This is a genomic window from Rhodoferax sp. XS2R6, assembly GCF_056521365.1.
In genome coordinates this window covers 967513-984305 of the sequence record NZ_JBWMAY010000002.1, presented here as the reverse complement: position 1 = coordinate 984305, position 16793 = coordinate 967513, and the positions used below count along the sequence as shown (strand labels likewise).

Annotated in this window: 15 protein-coding genes; 9 read left to right on the top strand and 6 right to left on the bottom strand. The window is 65.4% G+C overall.

The annotated features are described in order from the left end of the window. Positions 1-145 precede the first annotated feature (145 nt). A complete protein-coding gene (gene argA / locus AC097A_RS11160) occupies positions 146-1492 on the bottom strand; it encodes an amino-acid N-acetyltransferase (protein ID WP_315479056.1) in 1347 nt (448 codons plus the stop codon). A gap of 73 nt (positions 1493-1565) precedes the next feature. Between argA and hrpA the strand changes: the two genes are divergently transcribed. Genes hrpA through cobJ form a run of 5 tightly spaced genes read left to right on the top strand, consistent with a single transcriptional unit; the run spans position 1566 to position 8926 of the window. Next, positions 1566-5648 carry an ATP-dependent RNA helicase HrpA gene (gene hrpA / locus AC097A_RS11155; protein ID WP_479620877.1) on the top strand — a complete coding sequence of 1361 codons (4083 nt, stop codon included), beginning with the start codon at positions 1566-1568 and terminating at the stop codon, positions 5646-5648. A 3-nt stretch (positions 5649-5651) separates the two neighbouring features. Further along, the gene (cobG, locus tag AC097A_RS11150; protein WP_479620876.1) at positions 5652-6833 is read left to right on the top strand and encodes a precorrin-3B synthase; all 1182 of its coding nucleotides are present in this window, start codon (positions 5652-5654) and stop codon (positions 6831-6833) included. Next, positions 6817-7449: a precorrin-8X methylmutase gene (locus tag AC097A_RS11145; RefSeq protein WP_479620875.1), complete on the top strand. Its 633-nt coding sequence runs from the start codon at positions 6817-6819 to the stop codon at positions 7447-7449. The genes cobG and AC097A_RS11145 overlap by 17 nt, the downstream gene beginning before the upstream one ends. Next, entirely contained in the window at positions 7449-8180 is a 732-nt protein-coding gene (locus tag AC097A_RS11140) for a precorrin-2 C(20)-methyltransferase (protein WP_479620874.1), read from the top strand. The genes AC097A_RS11145 and AC097A_RS11140 overlap by 1 nt, the downstream gene beginning before the upstream one ends. Continuing rightward, complete coding sequence (cobJ, locus tag AC097A_RS11135) at positions 8177-8926, top strand: precorrin-3B C(17)-methyltransferase (RefSeq protein WP_479620873.1); 750 nt, start codon at positions 8177-8179, stop codon at positions 8924-8926. Before AC097A_RS11140 ends, cobJ begins: the two co-directional genes overlap by 4 nt. Here cobJ and AC097A_RS11130 read toward each other — a convergent pair. Further along, positions 8887-9654: a cobalt-precorrin-6A reductase gene (locus AC097A_RS11130; RefSeq protein ID WP_479620947.1), complete on the bottom strand. Its 768-nt coding sequence runs from the start codon at positions 9652-9654 to the stop codon at positions 8887-8889. The two genes, cobJ and AC097A_RS11130, sit on opposite strands and share 40 nt — an antisense overlap. Between AC097A_RS11130 and cbiE the strand changes: the two genes are divergently transcribed. The 4 genes from cbiE to cobF are packed head-to-tail and all read left to right on the top strand — an operon-like array spanning position 9653 to position 12768. Beyond that, positions 9653-10834: a precorrin-6y C5,15-methyltransferase (decarboxylating) subunit CbiE gene (cbiE, locus tag AC097A_RS11125; protein ID WP_479620872.1), complete on the top strand. Its 1182-nt coding sequence runs from the start codon at positions 9653-9655 to the stop codon at positions 10832-10834. The two genes, AC097A_RS11130 and cbiE, sit on opposite strands and share 2 nt — an antisense overlap. Before the next feature lie 10 nt (positions 10835-10844). Next, a complete protein-coding gene (locus tag AC097A_RS11120) occupies positions 10845-11234 on the top strand; it encodes a cobalamin biosynthesis protein (RefSeq protein ID WP_479620871.1) in 390 nt (129 codons plus the stop codon). Next, positions 11231-12019 (top strand): precorrin-4 C(11)-methyltransferase, encoded by a 789-nt coding sequence (gene cobM / locus AC097A_RS11115; RefSeq protein WP_479620870.1) that lies wholly within the window; start codon positions 11231-11233, stop codon positions 12017-12019. Before AC097A_RS11120 ends, cobM begins: the two co-directional genes overlap by 4 nt. After that, positions 12016-12768: a precorrin-6A synthase (deacetylating) gene (gene cobF / locus AC097A_RS11110; RefSeq protein ID WP_479620869.1), complete on the top strand. Its 753-nt coding sequence runs from the start codon at positions 12016-12018 to the stop codon at positions 12766-12768. Before cobM ends, cobF begins: the two co-directional genes overlap by 4 nt. Before the next feature lie 24 nt (positions 12769-12792). Here the strand turns inward: cobF and AC097A_RS11105 are convergent, their stop codons facing one another. The 4 genes from AC097A_RS11105 to AC097A_RS11090 all read right to left on the bottom strand — a co-directional run bounded on the left by AC097A_RS11105 (position 12793) and on the right by AC097A_RS11090 (position 16782). Further along, complete coding sequence (locus AC097A_RS11105) at positions 12793-13329, bottom strand: hypothetical protein (protein ID WP_479620868.1); 537 nt, start codon at positions 13327-13329, stop codon at positions 12793-12795. Between the two features lie 82 nt (positions 13330-13411). Next, entirely contained in the window at positions 13412-14503 is a 1092-nt protein-coding gene (locus AC097A_RS11100; protein ID WP_479620867.1) for a PQQ-dependent sugar dehydrogenase, read from the bottom strand. Positions 14504-14651: 148 nt separating this feature from the next. Beyond that, positions 14652-15812: a pyridoxal phosphate-dependent aminotransferase gene (locus AC097A_RS11095; RefSeq protein ID WP_479620866.1), complete on the bottom strand. Its 1161-nt coding sequence runs from the start codon at positions 15810-15812 to the stop codon at positions 14652-14654. Between the two features lie 4 nt (positions 15813-15816). Next, positions 15817-16782, bottom strand: a complete 966-nt coding sequence (locus AC097A_RS11090; protein ID WP_479620865.1) for a CysB family HTH-type transcriptional regulator — start codon at positions 16780-16782, stop codon at positions 15817-15819. Positions 16783-16793 lie beyond the last annotated feature (11 nt).

Below are 16793 nucleotides of genomic sequence, written 5' to 3'. Positions count from 1 at the left end.
CGGTCGCGACCTCACCCCAGTAGCCACGTATCCGGCGCCCAAGAGATAAATACGGCTGTTAAAAGCTCCCCTCGCCGACGGGGCGAGGGGCTGGGGGAGTGGGTGTCCAAAAAAAGCGGTCTAGCCAAGCAAAAAAGCCAAAAGACTAGAGCTTCTTCACCAACACCTGACTCTTGCGATCCCAGTTGTACTTGCGCTTGCGCGCCTCAGGCAGCCACTCCGGATCCACCTGCACAAAACCGCGCTTGATGAACCAGTGCATAGTGCGCGTCGTCAGCACAAAAATGCTATCCAGCCCAGCCGCCTTGGCGCGCTGCTCCACACGTTTCAACACCCGTTCGCCATCGCCCTGGCCCTGCACGTCAGGTGACACGGTGAGCGCCGCCATTTCGGCCGTTTTGGCTTCGGGGTAGGGGTAGAGCGCGGCGCAGGCGAAGATTACGCCGTCGTGCTCGATGATGGTGTAGTTGCCCGCGTCGCGCTCGATCTCGGTACGGCTGCGCTTGACCAGGGTGCCGTCTTTCTCGAACGGTTCGATGAGTTGCAGGATGCCACCCACGTCCTCTTCGGTGGCCTCGCGCAGGCTTTCCAGCTTCTCGTCGACCACCATGGTGCCAATGCCGTCGTGCACATACACCTCCAGCAGAATGGCGCCGTCCACTGCAAACGGGATGATGTGGCTGCGCTCCACGCCGGCCTTGCAGGCCTTCACGCAGTGCTGCAGGTAAAAGGCCACGTCGGTGGGCTGGTTGGCCGCAGGCAGGGCCTTGAGCAGCTTTTCAGCCGCGGCCAGCGGAAGCTCGGTGTCGATGGGGTTGTCTTCGCTGGCGGGCTGGGTCGGGTCCATGCGCACGCCCGGCACTTCGGTCAAAAAGATTAGCTTGTCGGCCTGCAGCGCGGTGGCTACGCTCGTCGCTACTTCTTCCATGGCCAGGTTAAACGCCTCGCCGGTGGGCGAAAAACCAAACGGCGAGAGCAGCACCATGGCGCCCATGTCCAGGGTTTTGGTGATGCCCGCAATGTCTACCTTGCGCACCAGCCCGCTGTGCTGAAAATCCACGCCATCCACAATGCCCACGGGCCGCGCCGTAATGAAGTTGCCCGAAATCACGCGCACCGTGGAGTCGGCCATGGGCGTGTTGGGCAGGCCCTGGCTGAAGGCGGCTTCTATCTCGTAGCGCAACTGACCCGCGGCTTCCTGCGCGCAGTCCAGCGCCACTTCGTCGGTAATGCGGATTCCGTGGCTGTACTTGGGTGTGTGGCCCTTGGCCTTGAGCTGCTCATTCACCTGCGGGCGAAAGCCGTGCACCAGCACAATTTTCACGCCCATGCTCTGGATCATGGCCAAGTCCTGCGCCAGATGCGGCAGCTTGCCAGCGGCAATCGCCTCGCCCGCGATGCCCACCACAAAGGTCTGGTTGCGAAACTTGTGGATATAAGGTGCCACCGACCGGAACCAAGGGACAAAGGTGAAGTTGAAGACAGAGGTCATTGCGGGGCGGTGGCAGTCAGATAAATGGGGGGCAGGGCGGGGATAATCCGCAATTCTCTACGAAGACCAGCCCTTGACTGCCAGCCCCTTGCAAATCGAATTCCCAGAGTCGCTCCCGGTGTCGGGCAAACGCGACGAAATCATGGACGCCATTGCGGCCCACCAGGTGGTCATCGTCTGCGGGGAAACCGGGTCGGGCAAGACCACGCAGTTGCCCAAGATCGCCTTGGCTATGGGCCGGGGCAAGCTCAATTACCCCGTAGGGCAGCGTGGCAAGCTTATCGGCCACACGCAGCCGCGCCGCATTGCCGCGTCTAGCGTGGCCAAACGCATTGCCGAGGAACTGAAGACGCCGCTGGGCGATGTCGTGGGTTTCAAGGTGCGGTTTCAGGACCGCTTGAGCAAAGACGCTTCGGTCAAGCTGATGACCGACGGCATCTTGCTGGCGGAGACGCAGACTGATCCACTGCTGAACGCCTACGACACCCTCATCATCGACGAGGCGCACGAGCGTTCGCTGAACATCGACTTTTTACTGGGCTATCTGCGCCAGATCCTGCCGCGCAGGCCGGATCTGAAAATCATCGTCACCTCCGCCACGATCGACGCGCAGCGCTTTGCGGACCATTTCAAGTCCAGCAAGGGCCCGGCGCCTGTGATCATGGTGTCTGGCCGCATGTTTCCGGTGGAGCAGCGCTACCGGCCGTTTGAAGAATCGCGTGAGTACGACATGAACAACGCGATTGCCGATGGCGTGGACGAACTGTGGCGCGATCCGCACAACCAGGGTGACATTCTGGTCTTCCTGCCCGGCGAACGCGAGATCCGTGAGGTGGCCGACCATCTGCGCAAGCACCTGAGCCACCAGCCGGTGATGCGCAACGCCGAAGTCTTGCCGCTGTTCGCCCGCCTGAGCCCGGCCGAGCAGGACCGCATTTTTGATGGCCACACCGGGCGGCGCATTGTGCTGGCGACCAACGTGGCTGAAACCTCGCTCACGGTGCCAGGCACGCGCTATGTGATTGACGCGGGTACGGCGCGCATCAAGCGCTACAGCTTCCGCAGCAAGGTGGAGCAGTTGCTGGTGGAACCTATCAGCCAAAGCTCGGCCAACCAGCGCGCCGGGCGCTGCGGCCGGGTCGCCAACGGGATTTGTATCCGCCTGTACGACCAGAAGGATTTTGACGGGCGGCCGCGTTTTACCGACCCTGAAATCTTGCGCTCGTCTTTGGCCGGGGTCATCCTGCGCATGAAGTCGCTGCATCTGGGCATCGTGGAAGACTTTCCATTTCTGGAGCGTCCTAGTGGCCGGGCGATTGCCGATGGCTACCAGTTGCTCAATGAGCTGGGCGCGGTGGACGATGTGAACGAGCTGACGCCGTTGGGGCAGGAGCTGAGCCGTTTGCCACTGGACCCACGCGTGGGGCGTATGTTGCTGGAGGCGCGTTCGCGTGAGGCGCTGGACGAGGCGCTGGTGATTGCATCGGCCCTGAGCGTGCAGGATGTGCGCGACCGGCCCATGGAGGCGCAGCAGCAGGCGGACGCGGCGCATGTGAAGTTTGACGATGACAAGAGTGAGTTCACCGGCTACCTGAAGCTGTGGAAGTGGATTCACGACGCACGGGGAGGGCAGGACTCCGCCTCCGGCGCTACGGGCGCTGCTACCCGGGATACGCCGGGCTCCTCGTCGCGTAGCTCAATTTCGTCACCCGGCGCACCCCGGGCCACAGCGCCCTCCGGGGTGCATGCGGCGTCACACAAGTTGTCTAACCGCCAATATGAGCAACTGCTGCGGCAGAACTTCGTCAACATCCGCCGTGTGCGGGAGTGGAAGGACATCCATTCACAGTTGCATACGGTAGTGGCGGAGCACAAGTGGCGCCTGAACACCAAGCCGGCTAACTACGAGCAGCTGCACCTGTCCATGCTGTCGGGCCTGCTGGGCAATATCGGCTGCAAGCTGGAAGAGGGCCAAAACGGCGAGTACCTGGGCGCGCGCAGCATCAAGTTTTTTGCCCACCCCGGCGCGCACCTGACCAAGAAGCCCGGCAAGTGGATCGTGGCAAGCGAGCTGGTGGAAACCACGCGGCTGTTCGGCCGCGGCATTGCGCATATCGAGCCGCAGTGGCTGGAGAACGTGGGCGGGCATTTGCTCAAAAAACAGCTGCTTGACCCGCACTGGGAAAAGAAGGCGGCCGAGGTGGTGGCGCTGGAGCGGGCCACGCTGTACGGCATCGTGGTCTACAGCGGGCGCAAGGTGAACTATGGCCGCGTGGACCTGCACGGTGCGCGCGAAATCTTTATCCGCGAAGCGCTGGTGGGCAAAGAGTGGGAAACCACGTTACCGTTCTTGGCCGCGAACCAGAAACTCATCAAGCAGGTGGAAGACCTGGAGCACAAGGCGCGCCGCCAGGACGTGCTGGTGGATGACGAGCTGATCTACGCCTTCTACGACCAGCAGCTGCCGGCCGATGTGTGTAGCGGCTACAGCTTCGAGCGCTGGTACCGCGAAGAGGTGAAGAAGCAGCCCGACCTGCTGAAGCTGACCCGTGAGGAGTTGATGCGCCATGAGGCCGCAGGCATCACCACGGCATCCTTCCCCAAAACCATTCGCCTGGGCGGCGTGGACTGCGCTGCCACCTACCTGCACGAACCGGGTGACGCGCGCGACGGTCTGACCGTGACCGTGCCGCTGTTTGTGCTGAACCAGGTGAACGACGAGCGCTGCGAATGGCTGGTGCCCGGCATGCTGAAAGACAAGGTGCAGGCGTTGCTCAAGACTCTGCACCAGCGCCCGCGCAGCCGCCTGGTACCGCTGCCCGACACGGCCACGAAATTCGCCGAAGCGCTGAACGCGCCCGAAAAGTTCGGCACGGGCGGGTTGGTAGAGGCGGTGCTGAAGCTGGTGCGCGACGCGACCAGCCTGGACATCGTCAAGGCCGACATCAAGGTCGACATGCTGAGCCCGCACTTCTTCATGAACTTCCGCGTGGTGGACGAGCATGGCCGCCAGCTGGGGCAGGGGCGCAACCTGGGTGCGCTGAAGGCCGAGCTGGGCAGCCAGGCACGGGGGGCGTTTCAGGCGCTGGCCAGCTTGAAGCTTGCGCAGAACCAAGAAAAAAGTGGTTCGTCGGGGGCCGGGGCGACTGGGCGTTCTGCGCAGGTAAAGGGGGAGACCGCGCAGCGGTCGGAGGACACGGAGCAGAACGCTCAGTCGTTTCGGCCCCCAGCCCCCGCCAACCCTGCGCAACCAGCTATGAAAAACATAGCGACCAGCATCCTCGACGGCCGCTTTACCGCATGGACCTTCGGCGAGCTGCCCGAGCTGCTGGAAATCCGCAAGGGTGGACAGACGCTGATCGGCTTCCCCGCACTCATCGACGCGGGCGATGCAGTGACGGTGGAGGTGTTCGACGAACCCGAAGTCGCCGCTGCCAAGCACCGCGCCGGCCTGCGCCGCCTGTTCGCCATCCAGATCAAGGACGCACTGAAGTACCTGGAAAAGAACATTCCTGACCTGCAGAAAATGGCCGTGAGCTACATGAACGTCGGCAAGGCCGAGAACGGCAGTGGCGGCGGAACGATTGAAGAACTGCGCGAGCAGATCATCGCCGTGGCGCTGGACCGCGCCTTCCTGCTGGACCCGCTGCCGACCGACGAATTTGCCTTCAAGCGCCGCATTGACGAAGGGCGCGGGCGGCTGACGCTGATTGCCAATGAAGTGGCGCGCATGGCGGCGGTGATCCTGCTGGAGTACGCCGCTGCTGCGCGCAAGATCAAGGACACCAAGAATGCACCGGACGCGACCGCGGACGCCCAACAGCAGCTCAACCGTCTGATCCCCAAGAAGTTTTTGCAGGCCACGCCGTGGGACCGGTTGCAGCACCTGGCGCGTTACCTGAAGGCCATTACGCTGCGGCTGGACAAGTACCGCGCCGACCCCGCGCGCGACACAGCCCGCCTGACCGAGCTGCGCCCGCAGGAACAGCGCTACTGGCGCCTGGTGGCGGAGCGCAAAGGCGCGGTGGATGAGCGCATGGCTGAGTTCCGCTGGCTGCTCGAAGAGCTGCGTGTGAGCTTCTTCGCCCAAGAGCTGCGCACGCCGCAGCCCGTGAGCGTGAAGCGCTTGGACAAGGCCTGGGCACAAATCGGCTAAGCCATGACGTCTGCACTGCCATCCACGCCCCCTGCGCGCATCCAAGGCTGGTGCCCCGGCGCCCTGCAGCCCATGCGGGCCGAGGACGGCTGGGTGCTGCGCGTGCGACCACCCCTGGGGCGTCTCACGCAGGCGCAGGCAGCGGGCATTGCAGCGCTGGCAGCCCGCTACGCGCTGCACACGGTGGAGCTGACCAGCCGGGCCAATTTGCAATTGCGTGGCATTGCCGAGGCCGACTACCCGCCGCTCCTGGCAGGACTTCAGGCACTGGGCTTGGTGGACACGGATGTGCGCACGGAGTCCCGCCGCAACCTGCTGCTGGCGCCGTTTTGGCAGGTGGGCGACGGCAGCACGGAGATGGCCCAAGCCTTGGCCCAGGCGCTGGCCAGCCCGCAGGCCCCGGAGCTACCCGGCAAATTTGGCTTCGCGCTGGACGGTGGCACGGTCCCCGTGCTGCGGGCCGGCTCCGCCGACATCCGCATCGAACGGCATGGCGCTGACTGGTTGGTCTATGCCGACGGCAGCGCCACCGGCGCGTTGGTGGGGGCAGGGCAGGCCGTGGCCCTGGCCATGGACCTGGCGCAATGGTTTGTGCAGGCGGGCGGGCTGACGGGCCCCCGCCGGCGCATGGCCGCACTGCTGGCTAGCCACCCCCTGCCTGCGCGCTTCATCACCACAGCCCTGCCATTTGTGGCCCCTTATCAGCCGCCATTGGGGCGCATGCCCCAGGGCTATCTGGTGGCGCTCGAGTTTGGGCAACTGCCCGTGGCCACGCTGGCCGCCCTGGCAGACGTGGCCCCGCTGCGCCTCACCCCCTGGCGCAGCTTGCTGCTGGAAGGCGTGCAGAGCCTGCCGGCCCAGCCTGCGCTAATTACCCGTACGGACGACACCCGCTTGCGTATCAGCGCCTGCACCGGTGCACCGGGCTGCGGGCAGGCGGCGGGCCATACCCGCTCCCTGGCTCGCAAGCTGGCCGACGTCCTGCCTGCCGGCCAGACGCTACACGTGTCGGGTTGCAGCAAGGGCTGCGCCCACCCCGCACAAACACTGACCGTGGTGGCCACCGCCACGGGTTACAACCTGATTCACCATGGCAATGCCGCCGCCATCCCGGACGCAACCGGGTTGAGCCCGGCGGCACTGGCCATCCAGCTACAAGAACGAGCGCATGCGACACCTTTATGAAACCGATGGCGAGGCCATCTACCGGCAGTCCTTTGCCATCATCCGCGCCGAGGCCGACCTGGCCCGCTTTGACGCCGTGGAAGAAATGGCAGCCGTGCGCATGGTGCATGCGGCGGGCATGGTGGGCCTGGAATCGCAGATTCACTTCACGCCCGGCATGGCCCAGGCCACCCGGACTGCGCTGGAAGCCGGTGCACCGATTTTGTGTGACGTGCGCATGGTGAGCGAAGGTATTACCCGAAGCCGCCTGCCTGCCGACAACGCGGTGATCTGCACCTTGCAGGAGCCCGAGGTGCGTGCGTTGGCGCAGACGCTGGGCACCACCCGCAGCGCGGCCGCCGTGGAGCTGTGGCGCCCGCACTTGGCCGGTGCCGTGGTCGCCATTGGCAATGCGCCCACTGCGCTGTTTCACCTGCTGAACCTGCTGCAAGACCCCGACTGCCCAAGGCCCGCCGCCATCATTGCCTGCCCCGTAGGCTTTGTGGGCGCGGCCGAATCCAAGGCCGCGCTGATGGCGGCGCCACCGGTGCCGTCCATGGTGGTGAGTGGCCGGTTGGGCGGCTCGGCCATTACGGTGGCGGCCATTAATGCGCTGGCCAGCCGGAGGGAGATTTGATGGGCCGCATTGTCTGTGCCGGCCTGGGGCCGGGCGACCCCGATCTGATGAGCGTGCGCTCAGACCGCGCCATCCGCGGTGCCGGCCATGTGGCCTACTTCCGCAAAAAAGGACGCCCCGGCCAGGCCCGGCGCATTGTGGAGGGCATGTTGGCACCGCACGCCGTGGAATACCCCATGGAGTACCCGGTCACCACCGAGCTGCCCTTTGACAGCCCGGAGTACATCCACTGCCTGGCCACCTTTTACGACGACTGGGCCAGCCGCCTGGCTGAGCTAGCCCAGACCCAGGACGTGCTGGTGCTGTGCGAAGGCGACCCGTTTTTCTACGGCTCCTTCATGCACCTGTACACCCGCTTGCAGGGGCGCGCCCAGGTGGATGTCATCCCGGGTATCCCCGGCATGGTGGGCTGCTGGTCGGCCACGCAAACACCCATCACCTGGGGCGACGATGTCATGACCGTGCTCATGGGCACCTTGCCGGATGCCGAGCTGGAACGGCACATGCAGTCGGCCGACGCGCTGGTCATCATGAAGACCGGGCGCAACCTGCCCCGCGTGCGCCGTGCGCTGCAAGCCACGGGCCGGTTGGAACAGGCCTGGTTGGTGGAGCGCGGCACCATGCCAGGCCAGCGGGTATTGCCACTGGCTGAGGTGGATGGCAACGACTGCCCTTACTTCGCCATCGTGCTGGTGCATGGCCAGGGCCGGCGCCCGGAGGTGCAGGAATGAGTGGCTGGCTGTGCATTGCCGGCCTGGGGCCGGGCGACGAGCAGTTGGTGACGCCCGAGGTCAGCGCTGTGCTGGCCGAGGCGACCGATATCGTGGGCTATATCCCCTACGTGGCGCGCATTGCGCCACGGCCGGGGCTCACCCTGCATGCATCGGACAACCGGGTGGAGATGGCCCGTGCGCGTGCAGCACTGCAAATGGCGGCCGCGGGCCACAAGGTGGTGGTGGTGTCCTCGGGCGACCCCGGTGTGTTTGCCATGGCAGCCGCCGTGTTCGAGGCACTGGAAGGCCAAGCGCAGTGGCAGACCTTGGACATCCGCGTGCTGCCCGGCATTACTGCCATGCTGGCCGCCGCCGCCAAGGCTGGCGCACCGCTGGGGCACGATTTTTGTGCCATCAACCTCAGCGACAACCTGAAGCCCGCCAGCCTGATCGAAGCCCGGGTGCGCGCTGCGGCCGGTGCCGACTTTGCGATGGCCTTTTACAACCCGCGCTCGGCCAGCCGCCCCCATACCTTTGAGCGCATCCTCGCTGTGTTGCTGGAGCTGTGTGGCCCCGACCGACTCATCACCTTTGCCCGTGCGGTGAGCACGGCTGAAGAGCGCATTGCCACCGTCACGCTGGCGCAGGCCCGTGCCGACATGGCGGACATGCGCACCGTGGTCATCGTGGGCAATAGCGCGACCCGGCAGGTGGGGCGGTTTGTTTACACGCCGCGTTCAGTGGCCACGCCGGTGCTGCCATGAGGGCCCGCAATCCACTGCATCACCTGCTCGACGCGCGCCACGGTGGGGCGCGGCGGAATGGCGGGGCGGTCGATCAAAATGACGGGCAAGCCCAGGGCACGGGCGGCGTGGAGCTTGGACTCGGCCCCGCTGCCGCCCGAGTTTTTGGCGACGATGTGTGTGATGCCGTGCTGTTGCAGCAAGGCGGTATCGGCGGCTACGGTAAACGGGCCACGGGCCAACACCATGTGCCCACGCTCGGATGGCAACTCCACCGAGTCATCCACCAGGCGCAACAAAAACCAGTGCTTCGGCAGGGCCAGAAATGGCGCCAAGTGCTGGCGGCCAATGGCCAGAAAAACACGGGCTGGTGCATCGGGCAGCGCACGCACTGCGGAGTCCATGTCGGGCACGTGTTGCCAATGGTCACCCGCCTGTGCCTGCCAGGCTGGGCGCTCCAGCGCCAGCAGCGGAATGCCAGTCGCCGTGCAGGCTTCCACGGCGTTGCGACTCATCTGGGCGGCGAAGGGATGGGTGGCGTCCACCACATGGCTGATGCGCTGCTCCCGCAGCCAGGTACGCAAACCGTCCACCCCGCCAAAGCCGCCGACCCGCACGGGCAGCGGCTGCGGCAGTGGCGATTCGGTACGGCCGGCGTAGGAAAAAATGGCATCCACCTGCGCATCGGCCAAGGCCTGGGCCAGCCGGCTGGCTTCGGTGGTGCCCCCCAACACGAGAACACGCGGTATGGCTGAACCCTGGCTTTCAATCATTGGCATGGGGGAGGATGGGCTGCATGGTCTGTCGGATGGTAGCCGCTCGGCCCTTGCGAACGCACGGCATGTGGTCGGTGGCCCCCGGCACCTGGCCTTGGCGCAGGCTGGGGAACGCGGCATCGCCTGGCCCGTGCCGTTTGACATCGCGCCCGTGCTGGCGCTGCGCGGCCATCCTGTCGCCGTGTTGGCCTCGGGGGATCCATTTTGGTTTGGTGCCGGTGGCAGCCTGGCCAAGCACCTGGATGCCCATGAGTGGCAGGCGTTTCCCGCACCCAGTACCTTTACCTGGGCCGCATCCCGGCTTGGTTGGGCGCTGGAAACCACGCATTGTTTTGGGCTGCACGCCACTCCCTTTGCTGCCACCCGGCAGGCGCTGCATAGCGGCCAACGGCTGCTCTGCCTGCTGCGCGATGGCCCGGCGGTGGCGGATTACGCGCAGTGGCTGACGGAGCAGGGCGCGGGTGACTCCCGCGTCTGGGTGCTGGAAGCCCTGGGCGGCCCGCGTGAGCGCGTGCGCGAGGCCACGGCACGGTCTTGCGACTTTGCAGACGTGGCTGCACCGGTGGCCATCGCTGTCGAGGTGGCGGGCTTGACCGGTATGGCGCGCACGCCCGGGCGACCCGACGCCGACTTTGCCCACGACGGCCAGATCACCAAATCCCCCGTGCGGGCTCTCACGCTGGCCGCGCTGGCGCCCCGCCAGGGGGAACACCTGTGGGACCTGGGCACGGGCTCCGGTTCTGTGGCCGTGGAGTGGTGCCTGGCCGGCGGTACGGCCAGTGCCGTGGAACAGCATGCCGAACGGGTGGCCAATATTCAGGCCAACGCGCAGCAATTTGGCGTGGCTGCAGCTTTGACGGTGGTGCATGGGCCTGCCTTGCAGTCGCTGCAGAGCTTGCCCAAGCCCGACGCGGTGTTTGTCGGTGGCGGCTTTGACTTGGTGTTGTTCGAAGCACTTCGCGCAGTCGTATCGCCAGGCTGCCGCCTGGTGGTCAATGCCGTGACGCTGGAAACCGAGTCCGCACTGCTGCAGCTGCAGGTGCTGCACGGTGGCGAACTGCTGCGCATCGAGCTGGCACATGCGGCACCGCTAGGGCGCATGCGCGGCTGGCAGCCTAGCCGTCCGGTGGTGCAGTGGAGCACCCGGCTGTGAAGGGCTGGGCATGAGCGTGGCCGGCTTCGGATTTCGTGAGGCCGCCACGGCAGACTCTTTGCGCAGCGCCTTGCACGCAGCCCTGGCGCAATCGGATGCACCCATCACCCTGACCGCGCTGGCCACGGCCTGGGACAAGGCGACCGCCCCAGTGTTTGTGCGCTTTGCCGCCGAGTGGGGGCTACCGGTGCAGGCCATTGCGGCAGATGCCTTGCACATGCAGCCGGCCCACACCAGCGCCCATGTGCCTGCACGGTATGGCCAGCACAGCTTGGCCGAGTCTTCTGCACTGGCGGCCGCGGGCCCCGGTGCGCAACTGTGGGGGCCGCGCTGTGTGTCCCCAGATCGCCTGGCCACGGCGGCCATCGCATTCGTCCTCCCTGAAAATACCTCCCCATGACTGTTCACTTCATTGGCGCCGGCCCCGGCGCCCCCGACTTGCTGACTCTGCGCGGCCGCGACCTGATTGCCGCCAGCCCAGTGTGCCTCTATGCGGGCTCTCTGGTGCCCGAGGGCGTTCTGGCGCATTGCCCGGCCGGTGCCCGCATCGTCAACACGGCACCGCTGTCTTTGGAACAAATCGTTGACGAGATTCGTGCAGCACACGCCGCAGGGCACGATGTGGCGCGGCTGCATTCGGGCGATTTGTCGGTCTGGTCCGCCATGGGGGAGCAGCTGCGTTGCCTGCGTGAAGAAGGCATCCCTTACACCGTGACACCGGGCGTGCCCTCGTTCGCGGCGGCCGCCGCCACGCTGGAAGCCGAGCTGACGCTGCCGGGCCTGTGCCAGTCGGTGGTGCTGACCCGCACCTCGGGGCGCGCCTCGGCCATGCCAGATAGCGAGTCGCTGCACAACTTCGCCCAGACCGGCGCGGTGCTGGCGATCCACCTGTCCATCCATGTGCTGGAGCGCGTGGTGCAGGAGCTGACGCCGCATTACGGCGCGGACTGCCCGGTGGCCGTGGTCTGGCGTGCCAGCTGGCCCGACGAGCGTGTGGTGCGCGCCACCCTGGCCACGGTGGAGGCTGCGGTGGGCGATGGCATGGAGCGCACCGCAATCATTCTGGTGGGCCGCACCCTGGGCGCGCAGGACTTTGCCACCAGCCGCCTGTATGCCGGCGACTACGACCGGCGCTACCGCCCCGTGGGCACCGCCCCCCGTTTCCCCGAAGGCAACACGCCATGATCGAACTCAGCCTGGTGGGCATGGGCACCGGCAACCCGGACCACATCACCCGCCAGGGCGTGGCCGCGTTGAATGCGGCGGACCTGATTTTGTTGCCCCGCAAGGGCGCGGACAAGGCAGACTTGGCCGATTTGCGCGCCAGCCTGTGCGCGCAGTTGATTACCAACCCGGCTACACGCGTGCTGGGCTTTGACATGCCGGTGCGCGACAGCGCAGACCCCGACTACCAAGGTGGTGTGAACCGCTGGCACGACGCCATCGCACAGGTGTGGCTCGCACACATCCAGGCCCATCTGCCGCTGGGCGGGCGGCTGGCTTTGCTGGTGTGGGGCGACCCGTCTTTGTACGACAGCACGTTGCGCATTGCCGAGCGGCTGGCAGCGCAGCTGCCACTGCGGGTGTCGGTGGTGCCGGGTATCACTGCGTTGCAGGCGCTCACAGCTGCCCATGCCATTGCGCTGAATGAGATTAATGCTCCGGTGACCATCACCACGGGGCGCCGCTTGCGTGAGCAGGGCTGGCCTGTAGGCGCGAGCACTGTGGCGGTGATGCTGGATGGCCAGTGCGCGTTTCAGCAGTTGCCCGCGGAGGGCATCTACATCTGGTGGGGCGCTTACCTGGGCATGCCCAACCAGCTCTGCATCAGTGGCTCCTTGGCCGAGGTGGGGGCGCAGATCGTGGCGCAACGCGAGGTGGCACGTGCGGCACACGGCTGGATCATGGACACCTACTTGCTGCGCAAGCTGTAGGTCTGAGGGGGCGCAGGCTGCCGCTCAGGCCTCGGGTGGCAGAAGCATGGCGATACGCTCGCTGATGGAGTCCGCGCGTTCGTGGCCCGCCAGGGTTTCCACGGCGGCAATCATCTCGCGGGCTGCGATCAGCATGGACTCGCGGTCCTTGGCATTGCGCAGCGCTTCGCGGAAGGCTTCGGCCTGCTCGGGGGCGCGGCGCACAAACATGCGTTCACAGATGTCAAACAAAAACATGCGCGTGGTAGCCAGCGAGCGTTTGCCCTCAAAGGAGTCGGCGGCATTGGCCGGCGCTGGTGCGGGTTCCGGGGCGCGTAGCTGTGGTGCCGGTTTTACCTCTGCACGCAAGCTGGGCGGACGTTCCAGGTTGATGCCGACCAGGTAACCAGCCTCTATGAGTTCGTGGGCCAGGATCTGGGCTTGGCCATTGAACAGGTGGTCCACTGCGCGCACGGTGGTTTTGCCATCCGCCAGGATCAGCAGGGCGCGTTCACGCTGGCCCAGCGAGCGGCTGCCGCCCTGCAATTCGGCCCGCGCTTTGTCGGTTTTTTGAAGTTGCATTGTTCACCTCCAACGAAGCCCGCATTACAACGTTGGCAGATGACAACTGCATGAAAAGCCGAAGCCAGGCTTCGGCACTGGCTCATCGCGGCAGCACGCGCAGCAGTCGCCCGTTGGGGCTGTCGGTCAGCAGGTACAACAGGCCGTCCGGACCCTGGCGCACATCGCGCACGCGTTCGCCCAGCTCGGGCAGCAGCTTGCTTTCGCGCACTACTTTGCCGCTGAAGGGCGCTGAGAGTTCCAGCAGCGCCAGGTAGCCAAACTTGAGCGAACCGACCACCAGATTGCCCGCCCAGGCCTTGCCATACCGCTCGCTGGTGATGAAGGCCATGCCGGACGGTGCGATGGACGGCACCCAGTAGTGCAGTGGTTGCTCCATGCCGGGCTGGGCGGTGAGGCCCGGGCCTATCTTGCCGCCGCCATAGTTTTCGCCGTAGGTGATGGCGGGCCAGCCGTAGTTGCGGCCGCGGGTGATGACATTAAGTTCGTCGCCACCCTGCGGGCCGTGTTCGTGTTCCCACAGCGTGCCATTGGGGGCCAATACCAAGCCTTGGGGGTTGCGGTGGCCATAGCTCCAGATCTCAGGCAAGGCCCCATCGCGCCGTGCGGCGGGGGTGTTGAAGGGATTGTCGGCGGGCACGCTGCCGTCTTTGCCAATACGGACCACCTTGCCGTGGTGGGTGTCCAGGCGCTGGGCATCGTCTTTGCGGCTGAAGCGGTCGCCCAGCGTCACAAACAGGGTGCCGTCGGGCCGCCCCGCCTGCCGGCCTTCGGAGATGCGGCAGCCAAAGTGGGCGCTGCTGGCCACCTTGGGTTGTTGGCTGAAGACCACGCGCACATTCTGCAAACGGCTGCGGTCCTCGGACAGTTGGGCGCGCGCCAAGGCGGTGCTGTTGCCGCCGCTGCCGGGCTCCGAATAGCAGAGGTACAGCGTACGGTTGGTGGCGAAGTCGCTGTCTAGCAGCACGTCGAGCAGCCCCCCCTGGCCGCCAGCGGCCACAGGCGGTACGCCAGCCAAGGGCGCCGAAATCGCCCCGTTAGCCTCGACCACACGCAACGCGCCCGGGCGCTCGGTCACCAGAAAACGGCCCTCCGGCAGAAAGGCCACGGCCCAGGGGCTCTGCAGCTGGCTGGCGACCACTTCCACGCGCAGCGCTGGTGCTGTTTGGGCCATGACGGCACCGCAAACCAGAGGCACTATCCAGCCGAGTGCCCATTTCCGGGTAAGAGCGAATGACACCATGGTGAGACTCCTTTTATAAGAGAAATTGGCCTCTAGCCCGCGTAGGATATGCGCGAGCAGCTCCTGAAACCATAGCGGATCAGAGCTTTTTCAGCCGCTCCAGTGCAGCGTTCAACGTCGTATCCTGCTTGGCAAAGCAGAAACGCACCACGCGCTGGTCAAACCCACTGCCGTAAAAAGCGGACAGCGGGATGGCCGCCACCCCCACCTCGCGTGTGAGCCACTGGCAGAAGTCGGCCTCGTTCAGGTCACTCACTTCCGAGATGTCCACACACTGGAAGTAACTGCCCTGGCTGGGCAGCAGCTTGAACTTGGTCTGGGCTAGGCCGGCGCGGAACAGGTCGCGCTTGGCGCTATAGAACGCGGGTAGCTCCAGGTAGGGCGCCGGGTTAGCCAGGTAGGCAGCTAGCGCGTGCTGCACCGGCGTATTCACCGTGAACACATTGAACTGGTGCACCTTGCGGAACTCGGCCATCAGCGGCGCGGGCGCGGCCACGGTGCCCACTTTCCAGCCGGTGACGTGGAAGGTCTTGCCAAAGCTGGACACCACAAAAGCTCGCGCCGCCAGTCCGGGGTAGCGCGACACGCTTTCGTGGGGCTTCGCGTCAAACACCATGTGTTCGTACACCTCGTCGCTGATCAGCAGCACGTCGGTGGGGGCCAGCAGGTCCTGCAGGGCCAGCATGTCGGCTTGGCTCCACACCGTGGCGCTGGGGTTGTGCGGGGTGTTGATGAGCAGCGCGCGCGTTTTGGGCGTGATGGCGGCGCTGATCTTGGCGAAGTCGGGCCGGAAGGTGCCGGGTGTGAGCGGCACGCGCACCACCACGCCGCCGGCCAGCTCGATGTTGGGTACATAACTGTCGTAGCAGGGCTCCAGCACGATGACTTCATCACCCGGGTGCACCACGGCCAGGATGGCGGTGATGATGGCCTGGGTGGCGCCGGCGGTGATGGTGATCTCGGTGTCGGGGTTGTATTGCTTGCCGTGCAAGGCCGCAATTTTGGCCGCTACGGCCTGGCGCAGGACCGGCACGCCGGTCATGGGTGGGTACTGGTTGTGGCCGGCCTGCATGGCCGCGGTCACGGCGTCTACCAGCGCGGGGTCGCAGGCAAAGTCAGGAAACCCCTGGCCGAGGTTGACCGCTTTGTGCTCGGCGGCCAGCGCCGACATGACGGTGAAGATGGTGGTGCCCACCTTGGGCAGGCGGGAGGTGAGGGATGGAGTGCGTGGCTCAGTCATGGCATCACAGTTCATAGTCGTTCACATGGCCTTCCATGGCCTTGGCGATAAGGACGCGGTCCAGGCGGCTGGAGAGCAGTTCGGCAAAGGTGTAGACAAAATTGCGCAGGTAGGCGCTGCGCTTGAAGGCCACGCGGGTGATGTTTTGGCCAAACAGGTAGCCTGCGGGGCGCACCACCAGGCCACCCTTGGAGTCGTTTTTCTCCATGTCTTCCACCACGTCGGTGACTGCCATTTCAGCGGCAATGCCAATGCCCAGGCCCAGGCGCACATAGGTCTTGATCACGTCGGAGTCGATGGCTTCCAGCGAGATGCGGGGCTCCAGCTTGCGTGCGGCGAAAGCCTGGTCAATTTTGGTGCGGCCGGTGAAAGACGGGTGGTAGGTGATCAGCGGCTCGGCGGCCACCTCTTCCAGCGTTACGCGTTCTTTCTGGGCCAGCGGGTGGTCGGTGGGCAGCACCAGCACGTGCTGCCACTCGTAGCAGGGCAGGGTTACCAGTTCGGAGTAGTTGGCCAGCGATTCGGTGGCGATGCCAATTTCGGCCACGTCGTCGATCAGCATGCGTGCCACCTGGTCGGGCGCGCCCTGGTGCAAGCTCACATTGACTTTGGGGAAGGCGGTGCGCAGCTTGGCGACTTTTTCGGGCAGCACGTAACGCGCCTGGGTGTGGGTGGTGGCAATGGACAGGGTGCCGCTGTCCTGCGAGCTGTATTGCTCGCCAATGCGCTTGAGGTTGTTCACCTCACGCAGGATCAGTTCAATACTCTTGAGCACATGCTGGCCAGGCTCGGTGATGCGCTTGAGGCGTTTGCCGTGGCGGGCGAAGATGTCGATGCCCAACTCTTCTTCCAGCTCGATGATGGCTTTGGACACGCCGGGCTGCGAGGTGTGCAGCGCCTTGGCGGCTTCGGTCAGGTTGAGGTTGCGGCGGGCGGCCTCTTGTACGAAGCGGAATTGGTGTAAGTTCATATCAAATTTCA

Coding starts and splice junctions, on each gene's coding strand:
- AC097A_RS11145 (WP_479620875.1), top strand. CDS start 6,817: ATGCGACACCTTTATGAAACCGATGGCGAGGCCATCTACCGGCAGTCC.
- AC097A_RS11140 (WP_479620874.1), top strand. CDS start 7,449: ATGGGCCGCATTGTCTGTGCCGGCCTGGGGCCGGGCGACCCCGATCTG.
- AC097A_RS11120 (WP_479620871.1), top strand. CDS start 10,845: ATGAGCGTGGCCGGCTTCGGATTTCGTGAGGCCGCCACGGCAGACTCT.
- AC097A_RS11090 (WP_479620865.1), bottom strand. CDS start 16,782: ATGAACTTACACCAATTCCGCTTCGTACAAGAGGCCGCCCGCCGCAAC.
- AC097A_RS11100 (WP_479620867.1), bottom strand. CDS start 14,503: ATGGCCCAAACAGCACCAGCGCTGCGCGTGGAAGTGGTCGCCAGCCAG.
- cobM (WP_479620870.1), top strand. CDS start 11,231: ATGACTGTTCACTTCATTGGCGCCGGCCCCGGCGCCCCCGACTTGCTG.
- AC097A_RS11105 (WP_479620868.1), bottom strand. CDS start 13,329: ATGCAACTTCAAAAAACCGACAAAGCGCGGGCCGAATTGCAGGGCGGC.
- cobF (WP_479620869.1), top strand. CDS start 12,016: ATGATCGAACTCAGCCTGGTGGGCATGGGCACCGGCAACCCGGACCAC.
- argA (WP_315479056.1), bottom strand. CDS start 1,492: ATGACCTCTGTCTTCAACTTCACCTTTGTCCCTTGGTTCCGGTCGGTG.
- cobG (WP_479620876.1), top strand. CDS start 5,652: ATGACGTCTGCACTGCCATCCACGCCCCCTGCGCGCATCCAAGGCTGG.
- AC097A_RS11095 (WP_479620866.1), bottom strand. CDS start 15,812: ATGACTGAGCCACGCACTCCATCCCTCACCTCCCGCCTGCCCAAGGTG.
- cobJ (WP_479620873.1), top strand. CDS start 8,177: ATGAGTGGCTGGCTGTGCATTGCCGGCCTGGGGCCGGGCGACGAGCAG.
- cbiE (WP_479620872.1), top strand. CDS start 9,653: ATGGCTGAACCCTGGCTTTCAATCATTGGCATGGGGGAGGATGGGCTG.